Here is a 13,366-nt window from a genome sequence, read left to right as displayed (position 1 = left end):
GCCGCCCTTGCCCGCCCTCACGCTCACACCTATTGAAGAGATCACTGCAATGACCAAGCAAATCCAGGACGCCTACATCGTCGCCGCCACCCGCACCCCGGTTGGTAAGGCGCCCAAGGGCATGTTCCGCAACACCCGTCCGGACGACATGCTCGCCCACGTTCTAAAGAGCGTGGTCGCCCAGGCTCCGGGCGTGGACGTCAACCGCATCGACGACGCCATCATCGGCTGCGCCATGCCCGAAGCCGAGCAAGGCATGAACGTGGCACGCATCGGCGTGCTGCTGGCTGGCCTGCCCAACACCATCGCCGCGCAGACGGTGAACCGCTTCTGCTCATCCGGCCTGCAGGCCGTGGCGATGGCTGCTGACCAGGTCCGTCTGGGCAACAGCGACCTGATGCTGGCCGGCGGCACCGAATCGATGTCGATGGTGCCGATGATGGGCAATAAGATCGCGATGGCGCCAAGCGTGTTCGACAACGACCACGTTGCCATCGCCTACGGCATGGGCATCACCGCCGAGAAGGTCGCCGAGGAATGGAAGGTCTCGCGCGAAGAACAGGACGCGTTCGCCCTGGCCTCGCACCAGAAGGCCATCGCCGCAATCCGGAACGGCGAATTCAAGGACGAAATCAGCCCCTACGACATCGTCTCGCACCTGCCGGATCTGGCCGATGGCAAGCGCATCATCACCCGCAACAAGATCGCCGACACGGACGAAGGACCGCGCTTGGACTCGTCCGCAGAAGGACTGGCCAAGCTGCGCCCGGTGTTCCGCAATGGCCAGTTCGGCGGTTCGGTCACCGCGGGCAATTCCTCGCAGATGAGCGATGGCGCCGGTGCCGTGCTGCTGGCATCGGAGCAGGCGATCAAGGACTACGGCCTGACCCCGCTGGCCCGCTTCGTCAGCTTCTCGGTCGCCGGCGTGCGCCCGGAAGTGATGGGCATCGGCCCGATCGCGGCGATTCCGAAGGCATTGAAGCAGGCCGGCCTGAGCCAGGACCAGTTGGACTGGATCGAGCTCAATGAAGCCTTCGCCGCACAGTCGCTGGCGGTGATCCGCGATTGCGGGCTGGACCCGTCCAAGATCAACCCGCTGGGCGGCGCCATCGCCTTGGGTCACCCGCTGGGCGCCACTGGTGCGATCCGTACCGCAACGTTGCTGCACGGCCTGCGCCGTCGCCAGCAGAAGTACGGCATGGTGACCATGTGCATCGGTACCGGCATGGGCGCTGCAGGCATTTTCGAATCGCTATAAGCGGTTCGCCATGCTGTTGATGGACGAAGGCGGCCACAGGGCCGCCTTCTCTTTTCAGCGACCATGGGAAAAGGCCTAGCTCATTCGCAATCAAGCAAGCCGAATGTGTTGCCCCGAGCATTGGCCGGCAGACAGCTGCCCGATAGCGTCCCGGCACAGCGCGACCACACCCTACGGGACACCGGCATCACATCAAAAAAGAAAGGCAGCCTTGCGGCTGCCTTTCGAACCTGCCCAGCTGGCAGACAACATCCGCTTCCAGATCTGTCTCTGACGCTTACTCGGACAGCATCTTCTGCATCATCGCACGCGCCGGTCCTGCCAGCTTGTCGTTCTCCAGTGCGAAGCGAACCGTCGCCTCGACCAGCCCGAGATGCGTACCGCAGTCAAAACGCTTGCCTTCAAAACGATATGCATCCACCTGCTCGGTCTTGAGCAGTTGTGCGATCGCATCGGTCAGCTGGATCTCGCCGCCAGCACCTGTGCCGGTAGCTTCGAGCAACTCAAAGATCTTCGGGCTCAGCACATAGCGCCCCACCACCGCCAGATCACTGGGCGCATCTTCGGGCTTGGGCTTTTCGACGATCTGGGTGATGTGGCCATGACGACCATCGAACTTGTCGGTCGCCACGATGCCATAACTGCCGGTCCTGTCGTGCGGGACATCTTCGACCGCGATGACACTGGCGCCACTGGCGGCATTGAAGTCGGCCATCTGCTTCAGGGCACCGTCACCACGGTTCCAGATAAGGTCATCGGGCAGCAGCACCGCGAATGGCTCGTTGCCGACGATCGGCTTGGCACACAAAACCGCATGCCCCAACCCCAACGCCTCGGTCTGGGTTACGAACACGGCCCGCACGCCTTTGGGCAGTACATGGCGTATCTGCTCCAGCTGCTCCAGCTTACCGGCGCGCTCCAGCTTCTGTTCTAGCTCGTAGGCTTTGTCGAAATAGTCGGCTACCGCATGTTTGTAGCGGTTGGTGATGAAGATTAGCGTGTCACAACCGGCCTCGATAGCCTCATCGACGGCGTACTGGATCAGCGGCCGATCAATGATCGGCAGCATTTCCTTGGGGACCGTCTTGGTCGCCGGCAGAAACCGGGTACCCAAGCCCGCCACAGGAAACACCGCTTTCTTTATCCGCTCATGCATCAGTGAATCCTTCCTGCTTCTTTTGAGGGGAAAGGTACGATCTTCGCACCCGCATTGGCGGAACACGGCTCCTCGACCGCCCTGAACTCGGGAATCGTCGCGAGAAGAATCTCACGCATCGCATTGATGTCGTAATCGGCTATTGCTCGTCGCAAACCGGCGATGTTGCCAAGCACCAACTCTGGACAGAACTCACGCACGCCCGCTTCCATGACCTTGGGGTGCGCCGTGGGGCGACACTTCTCATCGGCATAAAAAAGGCTTTCATGCAGCTTCTCACCTGGACGCAGGCCGGTGTATACGATTGGAATATCCACTCCCGGCTGTTTGCCTGCCAGTCGGATCATCTGTTCGGCCAGATGCCGGATAAGCACCGGCTCTCCCATATCCAGCATGTAGATGGCACCGCGCGATGACGAAGCTGCCGCCTGCAGGATAAGCAGACAGGCCTCCGGGATTGTCATGAAATAGCGACTGACATCCGGGTGGGTTACGGTGACTGGACCGCCCTTTCTGATCTGCTCACGGAACAGCGGTACCACACTCCCCACGGATCCGAGCACATTGCCAAAGCGGACCGTCAGAAACCTCGTTGCAGCGGAACGTTTGTCCAGACTCTGGCAAATCATCTCCGCATAGCGCTTGGTCGCTCCCAGCGAATTCACCGGATCCACGGCCTTGTCGGTGGAGATGAATACAAAATTCTCCACCTTGGCCTCAACACATGCGGTCGCCACACACTCTGTGGCCAGAGTGTTGTTGCGCACGGCCTCACGCAACTGATCCTCAAGCAGTGGAACTTGCTTGTAAGCAGCCGCATGAAAGACAGTATCAGGATGATAGCTGCTCAAGGCATGGCGAATCACAGCCGGATCTCCGCAGTCACCCAGCAAGCCGAGCACCTGCAAATCGGGAAAATTCCTGCGCAGTTCCGCCTGGATGTTGATCATCAGCAATTCGCTGATTTCAAGAACGACAATCTTGGCGACCCCATGTCGTGCGCATTGACGACACAATTCCGACCCGATGGATCCCCCGCCCCCCGTCACCAGAACTGTCCGGCCGCGGAGCCAGCCACGAATCAGCTCCCAATCCGGCAGGATCGGCTTCCGGCCCAGCAGGTCCTCAATCGCAACTTCCTTGAGTTGCCCTGGCAAAGAGTTCCCATCCAGAATATCGGCCAATCGGGGAACAGTGCGGAACGGCAACCCCGTACTTTCGCAGAGGCCCACCACCCGCTGCATGCCGGCGGCGTCGAGTGTCGGAATCGCGATGACCAGAAGCTTGGCGTCCGTCTCCCTGGCAACCGGAACAACATCATCCAGCCGGCCAAGGATAGGGGTGCCATGCAGCTTGGCGCCCTGCAGATGGGTCGAATCATCCAACAATCCAACCGGTTCATAGTCGCCTGACCGGCGAAGATCCTTGATCAAGGACTCTGCAGCATGACCAGCGCCCAACACGAGAACCCGCCGCGCCCTGGCATCCGAATTGACTGCCTGGTAGTCCTTCCACGCGCGGTACAGCAGGCGTGGCGTACCTAGCAACGCCGACAACGCAAAGGGATAGACCACCAATACCGAGATGGGAATACCTTCCAGTCGGCGATACGAGAACACCACGAGAATGGCGAGCAATCCGATGAAACTCGCTTTGAAGATATTGATCAGGTCAGCAACACTGGCAAAACGCCATAGACCCCGATAGAGGCCAACCTTCCAGAAAGCCAGCGCCTGCAGCGCGATGACTACAAATACGTCAAGCGAGAACCAGGGCTGGGGAGGCGCATCATTCAACAAGGCATAGCGCCCCAGGAACAGCAGCTGCCAACACAGCCAGACCATGACCAGGTCATGTGTCATCACCGCATATCGCAGCCCCCCCCCAACGAAGCGCTCTCGCAAAGACCTCATACCCACCATCATCCTTATGAAATTGATCTTGCGCGAAAGGAAATCCAGATCACCGCCGCTGCGGCAATGCAGATTGAGCCCCCTGCCCAACCCCAAACTAGGGGTAGCCTTGAAAATACAACGGCGATTGTAAGCCCGATCAGACTGAAAGCCACGTAACCGAGCGTGACCGCAAAGTGACTAAAATCACGCTTCACAAATCGCTGGTAGAGGTGCTGCGTATGTGCCTCCATCCAAGGCTCTCCGTTCAAGATCCGCAGCAGAAGCGTGAATCCGGCATCGATGAAGAACGCCACTGGAAGCAGCAGCCATAGCACTGGAGCAACCTCCGTTACGCAGAGCCCCAAGGCCAGCAACCCGGCAACCAGGTACCCAAGCGCGCCACTGCCCACATCACCCATGAACACGCGGGCGCGCGGGAAGTTGAAAGGAAGAAAGCCGGCACAGCCCACTACAAATGCATACGCCACAAATGAATACGGTTGTGGCAACAGCAGTACTGCGCCCAGCCCGACGATGATCGCCTGGGTTGCAGCCAGGCCATTGATGCCATCCATGAAATTCCAGATGTTGATCAATGAAACCGCCAGACCTGCGCAAAACAGCGCCTTGAGCAGGCTGCCGCTTTCCGCCCACACCATTGCACCCAGCAGAAGGGCTGCCAGCAAGTGCACACACAGACGAGGAAGCGCTGGCAAAGCGCGATGGTCATCCCACCAGCCGATACCCGCCACCAGCAGCAAACCGAGAGCGAACACTGCTACTGGAATGGCAAAAACAGGAAACAGCGTAACTGCGAGCACGCATGCCAGCAGCTGCGACACCACGATACCGATACCGCCGCCACGAGGCGTGGTCACCCGATGGCTGCGTCGCTCGCCCGGCTGATCCAACAACTGACGCCACAGCGCGTAGCGGATCGCCACCCAAGTCACAATAGTTGCAGCGCTGAAAACCAGCACCAACAGAAGGACATAGTGCAACGACACGACTCAGAGGACCGCGAAATTCAGCAGCGGCTTGACCGAACCCCACTCTTTGCAACTGGGGCACTGCCAATGATGGGTACGTGCGCCGAATCCACAACGCGTACAGCGATAGGAAGGATTACGAACCAGCAATTGGTCGGTGATGTGTTTGAGGTCCTGTAGCGTCGCGATCGGGTCCGCACCTTCGGCAAGGGTCAAATCGATAAGCGCCGACTCGCCGCGCACCGAGGGGCGATCCTTCAACTGACGGCCCAGATAGGCCCGCGCCGGCGCAACCCCTTCCTGCTCTTCCATCAAGTGCGTCAACGCCAGCACGGGTGCGATGCCCCGGTAGTGCTCGGTCATTTCAGCCAGAAATGCCCGGGCACCGGCGATATCGCCGACATTACGGTAATTCTTCAGCAACTGCGGAAGGATCTCGGGCAAGTAATCCGGATCATTGCGCGCCGCCCGCTCGAACGCCCGGACTGCCAACTCATCGTTGCCGAAGTCGCTCTCCAACCGCCCTTCGATGATGCCGGCACGGACACTCATCGCATCGGCCACGTTGGCCCGTTTGATCGCCGCCCGAGCCTCGTCCAGCCGCCCGGCCGCGCGATGCCGCTCGGCCAGCTCGCATTCGAACTGGCCGATCAGCTTGCCCATCGGCTCGTCCGTGACCTCTTCGTAACGGGTGGCATTCTGGATCGCCTTCTCCCAGTCGCGCTCGGCCTGATAGATGCTGATCAGATGTTTCAGAGCCTGTGGCGCCCGCTGATCCAGCTGCGCAAGTTCGGTAAACACGGTTTCGGCGCGATCCAGCAGGCCGGACTTCATGTAGTCCTCGCCCAAGGCGAGCAGTGCCTGCACGCGCTGGGCGTCATTCAGATCACTGCGATTGACCAGCCCCTGATGCAGGCGGATCGCGCGATCCACCTCTCCGCGCCGGCGGAACAGGTGACCCAGCGCCACCTGGGTCTCGAATGTTTCCTTGTCCAGCTCGGCGATATGCAAAAACAGCTCGATCGCCTTGTCCGGCTGCTCGTTGAGCAGATAGTTCAAGCCACGGAAATAGGTGCTGGAAAGACGGCTGACCTGACTCTCACTATGACGCTGCCCCCCCCGCCGACCGATGACCCAACCGCTGACCGCCGCGATCGGCAGAAACAGGAAAAACCAGAACCACTCACTGATAAAGGCCATCGGTGATCAGCGTCCATCAAATGGAGAAGGTGGCTGCGCCGAGCCGGAAGGCTCGACCACAGCAGAAGACAGGGCCTTATTGGCGCGACGCAATCTGGCGTATAGCGGGACAACGAGCCCCAGCAGCACCATGCCGCCACCAACCAGCGCCCCCAGCAGCAGCGAAGCGATGATCGCAAGGCCCGAGGTCGTCTGTAATACCCAGAAAGCAAGACTGATGTCGATTGGCTGGGAGTTGAGCGAGCCGATCACCAGCCCACCAACCAGTACCGCCAGCAACAACAACAAACGGACGATTTTCACTCGGCTACCGCCCCTAAAATTGGTGCCCGTAGCTTACCGCCCGAAGCATGAATTCGCAGTACCCGGTGAAGGCGTTCAGGCCGGATCGCTTTCCAGCGGCACGACAGGGCTGACGCGTTCGCGTAACTCCTTGCCTGGCTTGAAGTGCGGCACATGCTTACCTGGCAAGGCCACCGACTCACCCGTCTTCGGGTTGCGCCCCAGGCGGGGAGAGCGGTAATGCAGGGAAAAACTGCCAAACCCACGGATCTCGATCCGCTCACCGGAGGCCAGCGCCCCGCTCATCATTTCCAGCAACGACTTCACCGCCAGATCGACATCGTCTGCCTTCAGATGCGCCTGATGGCGCGCCAGGATTTCGATCAGTTCGGATTTGGTCATTGCGTACTCGTCAATGGCAGGGTCTTACCCTGAAACGGCCCGGACTGATGTCCGGGCCGCCCAGGTCACATCTACAACAGGCCGCCCGAATTACTCGGACTTGTTCCCGTTCAGCTGAGCACGCAGCAGTGCGCCCAGGCTGGTGGTGCCTGCCGCCGCTTCGGTCGAGTTCTTGTTGAACTCAGCCAGCGCTTCAGCCGTCTCGGCTTCGTCCTTGGCCTTGATCGACAGCTGCAGGGTGCGGCCCTTGCGGTCCATGCCCACGAACTTGGCTTCGATCTTGTCGCCGACCTTCAGGTGCTGGGTGGCATCGTCAACACGCTCGTTGGCGATATCACGCGCCATCACATAGCCCTCGATACCGTCGGCCAGTTCGATCACGGCACCCTTGGCGTCAACTTCCTTCACCACGCCTTCGACCTTGGAGCCCTTCGGATTGGTCGCCATGTACTGGCCGAACGGATCCTGCTCCAGCTGCTTGACGCCCAGCGAGATGCGCTCGCGCTCCGGATCGACCGCCAGCACAACGGCTTCCAGCGTGTCGCCCTTCTTGAAGTTGCGCACGATGTCTTCGCCAGTGGTCGCCCAGCTGATGTCGGACAGGTGGACCAGGCCGTCGATACCGCCATCCAGACCGATGAAGATGCCGAAGTCGGTGATCGACTTGATCTGACCGGACACCTTGTCGTTCTTCTTGTAGATGGCAGCGAAGGTTTCCCACGGATTGGCGGCAACCTGCTTCATGCCCAGCGAGATGCGGCGACGCTCTTCATCGACGTCCAGCACCATCACTTCGACTTCGTCACCAACCTGCACAACCTTGGACGGGTTGACGTTCTTGTTGGTCCAGTCCATTTCGGACACGTGCACCAGGCCTTCGACGCCCGGCTCGATCTCGACGAATGCGCCGTAATCGGTCACGTTGGAGACCTTGCCGAACACGCGGCTGTTGGCCGGGTAACGACGCGAGATGTTATCCCACGGATCTTCGCCCAGCTGCTTCAGGCCCAGCGAAACGCGGTTGCGCTCGCGGTCGAACTTCAGCACGCGCACGTCCAGCTCGTCGCCGACGTTCACGACTTCGGACGGATGGCGCACGCGCTTCCATGCCATGTCGGTGATGTGCAGCAGGCCGTCGATACCGCCCAGGTCCACGAACGCGCCGTAGTCGGTGAGGTTCTTGACGACACCCTTCAGGATGGCGCCTTCCTGCAGCTTGTCCATCAGCTGCTCGCGCTCTTCCGAGTGCTCGCTCTCGACAACCGCACGGCGGGAAACGACCACGTTGTTACGCTTGCGGTCGAGCTTGATGAGCTTGAACTCCAGCTCCTTGCCTTCCAGGTAGGCCGGGTCGCGCACCGGGCGCACATCGACCAGCGAACCGGGCAGGAACGCGCGGACATCCTTGATGTCCACGGTGAAACCACCCTTGACCTTGCCGCTGATGCGGCCGGTGATGGTTTCGTTCTTTTCCAACGCTTCTTCCAGCTCGTCCCACACCATCGCGCGCTTGGCCTTCTCGCGCGACAGGACGGTTTCGCCGAAGCCGTTCTCGAGCGAGTCGAGCGCAACCTTCACCTGGTCGCCCACGCCCACATCGATTTCACCAGCGTCGTTACGGAACTGTTCGATCGGCACGATGCCTTCGGACTTCAGGCCGGCGTTGATCACCACCACGTCGCCGCGGACATCAACGACGGTACCGATAACGATGGCACCGGGCTTCAGCTTGGCCAGATTGGCCTGACTGGCTTCAAACAGTTCTGCAAATGATTCGGTCATTTAGATTTACTCAGTTGAACACACGGACAGCGGATCTGTTGCGGAAACCCGTACTGCCCAGCCTGTTGGTCGGCTCCGTGGAAGCAGCCGCATGTGAATGGAAAAACCCACCACGCACTATTGCGCAGCGGGGTTGTTGCAACTTCTCTTCTGCGACTGCGGCCGATGCACTGGCCACACTCGGCGCAGCGTGGATCAAGCCCCCTGCGTGGGGACCAGACCCAGCACCCTGGCAACGACGTCGTCGATGCCAATGCCGCTGGTGTCGATGAGGACAGCATCGTCTGCCGGCCTCAGGGGCGCCACTGCGCGTTGTGCATCACGGGCGTCGCGGGCCATGATCTCGCGCAGGAGGTCTTCAAAGTTAACCGAAACCCCTTTTTCTTTCAACTGCTTATGCCGGCGCAATGCACGCTCTTCGGCGCTCGCAGTCAGGAAAACCTTGAATGGGGCATCCGGAAAGATCACTGTTCCCATGTCGCGACCATCGGCCACCAGTCCCGGCGCAAGCCTGAATGCGCGCTGCCGCTCCTTCAGCGCCGCCCGCACCTCCGGAATCGCCGCAATCGCCGAGGCCAGCGCCCCGGTGGTTTCCAGCCGGAGCTCGTCGGTGGCGTCGGTACCGTTCACCAGCACCCGCAGACTCTCACCCCGCTCAACGAACTGGACCTTGGTATCGAACGTGCACCGCACCAGTGCCGAGGCGTCAGAGGTATCGATGTCCGCCCAACTGGCCGCCACCCCCACCGCCCGGTACAGCGCCCCCGAGTCCAGATAGTGCCACCCCAGATGACGGGCAACGATACGACTTACGGTACCTTTGCCCGCCCCGGAGGGGCCATCAATGGTCAAAACGGGAGGAAGCTGGCTCATCGGGAGGCCTGTTTTGATGGGAGTCGGCCTATTCTAGCGCCCCACACCACCACCCTGACGTAGCGACAGCGCGCAACCACTTGAACCGCCATGGAAATAGCCGGTAGAATGGCGGGCTTGAACGAGCGTCCACCTGCATATCCGCGGCCGCGCTCCTGAGAACTCCAACAGTTATCCGCCGAGGTATGCCATGAAAATTCTGTCCTCCCTGAAGTCGGCGAAGGCCCGTCATCGCGATTGCAAGGTCGTCCGCCGTCGCGGCAAGATCTTCGTGATCTGCAAGTCGAACCCGCGCTTCAAGGCTCGCCAGCGCTGAGCCGATTGGCGCAAGCCAGTCACGGGATCCGCACGGTTTCCGACTTCACAAAAAGCCGCCTTCGGGCGGTTTTTTGTTGCTGCATCCACCTACCGGCTGCCGCGTATCGACCGGCAACACCAATACGCGCGACAAGACCATCTATTTGTCGCCGTTTTTTGCTGTAATCGACACTTGTCCTCTGGGGAGCAGCGACTATGAAACACACGATCCACGCACTAACCCTGATCACCCTGCTGGGTGCGACGTCAGCCGCCATGGCCGATACCCTGCTCATCGAGCGGGTCCAGGAACAGTCCGCCAGCGCTTTGCCGGCCCGCGGCCAAACCATGAGCCAGGTCGAAGCGCGCTTCGGTGCTCCGCAGGAGCGCCTTGAGCCGCGGGGCGGCCAGAAACGCCAATGGCCGACCATCCATCGCTGGGTCTATCCGGCATTCACGGTGTATTTCGAAAAGCAGCGCGTGATCGATGTTGTCGCGCGCCAAGCCAGCCCGGATGAAATCGGGCCAAAGCCCCCCATCCGCTGACCCCTTCCGCCCCGCGTGACGGCGGGCATCCACGCCCACCGTCACTTACACCCATGCACTGGGCACGGGGCCCTGCATGCACGAGAACATGAACGATACGCTCCGTTTTCCGGCCGAATGGGAATCCCAGTCCGGCGTACTGATCGCCTGGCCTCACGCCGACACCGACTGGGCCGATCGCCTGGCCGAGGTTGAAGAGACCTACATCGCCCTGGTTGCCGCGATCACCCGTTTCCAGCCTGTGCTGATCTGCGTGGCCGATGACGATATCGAGACCTACGCGGAAATGCGGTTGCGATCGAACCGGATCGACATGGAGCGTGTGCGCTTTGTCACCGCCGCCTACGACGATACCTGGCTGCGTGATTCCGGCCCGATCACCCTCAAGCGCGGCGACGGCAGCTTCCAGCTGCTGGATTTCCGCTTCACCGGCTGGGGTGGCAAGTTCGAAGCCAGCCTGGATGACCAGCTGGTCGGCGTGCTGCATGCCGCTGGCGTGTTCAACCATGCCGACGTGCGCAGCATCCCGTTCGCGCTGGAAGGCGGCGGTATCGAGACCGACGGTCAAGGCACCCTGCTGACCACCTGGCAGTGCCTGCACGAACGCCATCCGGACCGCGACCGCGCCTCGCTCAGCGCCGACATGGCCGCCTGGATGCAGCAGGACCGCGTGCTGTGGCTGGACCATGGCTATCTGGAAGGCGACGATACCGACGCGCACATCGACACGCTGGCCCGCTTTGCGTCGGCCGACAGCATCGTCTACCAGAATTGCGATGACCCGCTGGATTCGCACTACGCCGAACTGCAGGCCATGGGCGCGGAACTGGCCTCGATGCGTACTGCTGATGGCAATCCCTACCGCCTGTTCCCGCTGCCGTGGCCGCAGCCGGTGCTCGATGAGGGCCGCCGCCTGGCCGCTTCCTACGCAAACTTCCTGATCATCAACGGTGCGGTACTGATGCCGGCGTATGGCGATGCGGCAGATCAGGCCGCACGCGACGTCTTGGCGCAGGCCTTCCCCGGTCGCGAGATCGTGCAGGTCCCCTGCCGCTCGCTGATCTGGCAGAACGGCAGCCTGCACTGCATCACCATGCAGTTGCCGGCCGGCCTGCTGGCCAGCTGATCCGCCACCTCCTGCGCCGCCACAGCGCTACCGCCTGAGGCGGCGCGTGTTCAGCCGCCGCGGATAATCCGCCGTGGCTTCCGCGCTACCATGCGCCCTCCCCTTGCAGGACCTGTAATCGGATGAGCTCCCGTCACACCCTTTCCGTCGCCCTGATCCAGGAACGCAACCACGGCGATGCCGCCGCCAATCTGGACGTGATCGAGGCCCGCGTGGCCGAGGCCGCCGCGCAGGGCGCGAAGCTGGTGCTGCTGCAGGAGCTGCACAACGGCCCCTATTTCTGCCAGCACGAGTCGGTGGATGAATTCGATCTGGCCGAGCCGATTCCCGGCCCCAGCACCGAGCGCCTGGGCGCGATCGCGAAAAAGCACGGCGTAGTACTGGTCGGCTCGCTGTTCGAGCGCCGCGCCGCCGGCCTGTACCACAACACCGCGGTGGTCTTCGAAAAAGACGGCACTATGCTGGGCAAGTACCGCAAGATGCACATCCCCGACGATCCGGGCTTCTACGAGAAGTTCTACTTCACCCCGGGCGACCTCGGCTTCACCCCGATCGACACCTCCGTCGGCCGCCTCGGCGTGCTGGTGTGCTGGGACCAGTGGTATCCGGAAGCTGCGCGCCTGATGGCACTGGCGGGCGCCGAGCTGCTGCTCTACCCGACCGCGATCGGCTGGGATCCGGAGGATGTGCAGGATGAGAAGAACCGCCAGCGCGACGCCTGGGTGCTGAGCCATCGCGGCCATGCCGTGGCCAATGGCGTGCCGGTGCTGAGCTGCAATCGCGTCGGTCACGAAACCTCGCCGCTGGGGGCCTCGGGCATCGACTTCTGGGGCAACAGCCACGTCCTGGGCCCACAGGGTGAATTCCTTGCCGAGGCCGGTGGCGATGCGACCATCCTGGTGTGTGATGTCGACCTGCAGCGCAGCGAACACGTGCGCCGCATCTGGCCGTTCCTGCGTGATCGCCGTATCGATGCCTACGGTGATCTGCTCAAGCGCTACATCGACTGACACCCGCAGGCCCTCCGTGACCCTCCAGCTGCGCCCGGCCACACCCGCCGACATTCCCGCCATCACCGCCATCTATGCGGTCGAGGTGCGGGAACTGGTCAACACCTACGAATACGAGGTGCCCAGCGAAGCGGAAATGGCGCAACGCATGGCCGACATCACCGAACGCGGCTTTCCCTACCTCGTCGCGATCATCGACGGCGAGGTGGGGGGCTATGCCTACGCCAACAGCTACCGCGCCCGCATCGCCTACCAGTGGACGGTGGAGAACTCGGTGTATGTGGATGCCCGCTACCAGGGTCGCGGCATCGGCAGCGCGTTGATGCAGACGCTGATCGACGACTGTACCGCGCGCGGTTTCCGGCAGATGGTCGCGGTGATCGGCGAGCCCACCAACACCGCCTCCATCAAGCTGCACGAGCGTTTCGGCTTCGAGCTGGTCGGCGTGTTCCGCGGGCTCGGCCGCAAGCACGGCCGCTGGCTGGATACCGTGCAGATGCAGCGTGCACTCGGCGATGGCGCCAACACGCCACCCAACAATGAATGAAGC

General features: G+C 61.6%; 14 protein-coding genes. 6 read left to right on the top strand and 8 right to left on the bottom strand.

Features of this window, described 5'->3' with window-relative positions:
• Positions 1 to 49: 49 nt before the first annotated feature.
• Positions 50 to 1,258 (top strand): acetyl-CoA C-acyltransferase, encoded by a 1,209-nt coding sequence (locus tag ACVOMC_RS07945; protein ID WP_481523516.1) that lies wholly within the window; start codon positions 50 to 52, stop codon positions 1,256 to 1,258.
• Between the two features lie 277 nt (positions 1,259 to 1,535).
• Here the strand turns inward: ACVOMC_RS07945 and galU are convergent, their stop codons facing one another.
• The 8 genes from galU to cmk all read right to left on the bottom strand — a co-directional run bounded on the left by galU (position 1,536) and on the right by cmk (position 9,837).
• Positions 1,536 to 2,414, bottom strand: a complete 879-nt coding sequence (gene galU, locus ACVOMC_RS07940) for a UTP--glucose-1-phosphate uridylyltransferase GalU (protein WP_481523515.1) — start codon at positions 2,412 to 2,414, stop codon at positions 1,536 to 1,538.
• Positions 2,414 to 4,327, bottom strand: a complete 1,914-nt coding sequence (locus ACVOMC_RS07935) for a polysaccharide biosynthesis protein (protein ID WP_481523514.1) — start codon at positions 4,325 to 4,327, stop codon at positions 2,414 to 2,416. Before ACVOMC_RS07935 ends, galU begins: the two co-directional genes overlap by 1 nt.
• Before the next feature lie 14 nt (positions 4,328 to 4,341).
• Positions 4,342 to 5,316: an MraY family glycosyltransferase gene (locus ACVOMC_RS07930; protein ID WP_481523513.1), complete on the bottom strand. Its 975-nt coding sequence runs from the start codon at positions 5,314 to 5,316 to the stop codon at positions 4,342 to 4,344.
• A 3-nt stretch (positions 5,317 to 5,319) separates the two neighbouring features.
• A complete protein-coding gene (gene lapB / locus ACVOMC_RS07925) occupies positions 5,320 to 6,498 on the bottom strand; it encodes a lipopolysaccharide assembly protein LapB (RefSeq protein ID WP_481523512.1) in 1,179 nt (392 codons plus the stop codon).
• A gap of 6 nt (positions 6,499 to 6,504) precedes the next feature.
• Positions 6,505 to 6,801 (bottom strand): lipopolysaccharide assembly protein LapA domain-containing protein, encoded by a 297-nt coding sequence (locus tag ACVOMC_RS07920; protein ID WP_481523511.1) that lies wholly within the window; start codon positions 6,799 to 6,801, stop codon positions 6,505 to 6,507.
• A 75-nt stretch (positions 6,802 to 6,876) separates the two neighbouring features.
• The gene (locus ACVOMC_RS07915) at positions 6,877 to 7,182 is read right to left on the bottom strand and encodes an integration host factor subunit beta (protein WP_054656848.1); all 306 of its coding nucleotides are present in this window, start codon (positions 7,180 to 7,182) and stop codon (positions 6,877 to 6,879) included.
• Positions 7,183 to 7,272: 90 nt separating this feature from the next.
• A complete protein-coding gene (rpsA, locus tag ACVOMC_RS07910) occupies positions 7,273 to 8,964 on the bottom strand; it encodes a 30S ribosomal protein S1 (RefSeq protein WP_481523510.1) in 1,692 nt (563 codons plus the stop codon).
• 195 nt (positions 8,965 to 9,159) lie between these two features.
• Positions 9,160 to 9,837 (bottom strand): (d)CMP kinase, encoded by a 678-nt coding sequence (gene cmk / locus ACVOMC_RS07905; RefSeq protein WP_481523509.1) that lies wholly within the window; start codon positions 9,835 to 9,837, stop codon positions 9,160 to 9,162.
• A gap of 190 nt (positions 9,838 to 10,027) precedes the next feature.
• Between cmk and ykgO the strand changes: the two genes are divergently transcribed.
• From ykgO to ACVOMC_RS07880, 5 genes are all read left to right on the top strand, one after another.
• Positions 10,028 to 10,153, top strand: coding sequence for a type B 50S ribosomal protein L36 (gene ykgO, locus ACVOMC_RS07900; RefSeq protein ID WP_054656844.1), 126 nt, complete (start codon positions 10,028 to 10,030; stop codon positions 10,151 to 10,153).
• 197 nt (positions 10,154 to 10,350) lie between these two features.
• Complete coding sequence (locus ACVOMC_RS07895) at positions 10,351 to 10,680, top strand: hypothetical protein (protein ID WP_481523508.1); 330 nt, start codon at positions 10,351 to 10,353, stop codon at positions 10,678 to 10,680.
• An 88-nt stretch (positions 10,681 to 10,768) separates the two neighbouring features.
• Positions 10,769 to 11,806, top strand: a complete 1,038-nt coding sequence (locus tag ACVOMC_RS07890; protein WP_481523507.1) for an agmatine deiminase family protein — start codon at positions 10,769 to 10,771, stop codon at positions 11,804 to 11,806.
• A gap of 122 nt (positions 11,807 to 11,928) precedes the next feature.
• A complete protein-coding gene (locus ACVOMC_RS07885) occupies positions 11,929 to 12,816 on the top strand; it encodes a carbon-nitrogen hydrolase (protein WP_481523506.1) in 888 nt (295 codons plus the stop codon).
• Between the two features lie 16 nt (positions 12,817 to 12,832).
• Complete coding sequence (locus ACVOMC_RS07880) at positions 12,833 to 13,363, top strand: N-acetyltransferase family protein (RefSeq protein WP_481523505.1); 531 nt, start codon at positions 12,833 to 12,835, stop codon at positions 13,361 to 13,363.
• Positions 13,364 to 13,366: the final 3 nt, after the last annotated feature.

The sequence above is a fragment of the Stenotrophomonas sp. STEN014 genome, from assembly GCF_056760315.1.
The sequence above is the reverse complement of the archived record's forward strand: the minus strand, read 5'-3'. Positions and strand labels throughout refer to the sequence as shown.

What these genes read in the sequence shown, in the direction of transcription:
- lapB (WP_481523512.1), bottom strand. Translation starts at nt 6,498, where the DNA reads ATGGCCTTTATCAGTGAGTGGTTCTGGTTTTTCCTGTTTCTGCCGATC.
- ACVOMC_RS07915 (WP_054656848.1), bottom strand. Translation starts at nt 7,182, where the DNA reads ATGACCAAATCCGAACTGATCGAAATCCTGGCGCGCCATCAGGCGCAT.
- galU (WP_481523515.1), bottom strand. Translation starts at nt 2,414, where the DNA reads ATGCATGAGCGGATAAAGAAAGCGGTGTTTCCTGTGGCGGGCTTGGGT.
- ACVOMC_RS07935 (WP_481523514.1), bottom strand. Translation starts at nt 4,327, where the DNA reads ATGAGGTCTTTGCGAGAGCGCTTCGTTGGGGGGGGGCTGCGATATGCG.
- ykgO (WP_054656844.1), top strand. Translation starts at nt 10,028, where the DNA reads ATGAAAATTCTGTCCTCCCTGAAGTCGGCGAAGGCCCGTCATCGCGAT.
- ACVOMC_RS07890 (WP_481523507.1), top strand. Translation starts at nt 10,769, where the DNA reads ATGAACGATACGCTCCGTTTTCCGGCCGAATGGGAATCCCAGTCCGGC.
- rpsA (WP_481523510.1), bottom strand. Translation starts at nt 8,964, where the DNA reads ATGACCGAATCATTTGCAGAACTGTTTGAAGCCAGTCAGGCCAATCTG.
- ACVOMC_RS07885 (WP_481523506.1), top strand. Translation starts at nt 11,929, where the DNA reads ATGAGCTCCCGTCACACCCTTTCCGTCGCCCTGATCCAGGAACGCAAC.
- ACVOMC_RS07945 (WP_481523516.1), top strand. Translation starts at nt 50, where the DNA reads ATGACCAAGCAAATCCAGGACGCCTACATCGTCGCCGCCACCCGCACC.
- ACVOMC_RS07895 (WP_481523508.1), top strand. Translation starts at nt 10,351, where the DNA reads ATGAAACACACGATCCACGCACTAACCCTGATCACCCTGCTGGGTGCG.
- cmk (WP_481523509.1), bottom strand. Translation starts at nt 9,837, where the DNA reads ATGAGCCAGCTTCCTCCCGTTTTGACCATTGATGGCCCCTCCGGGGCG.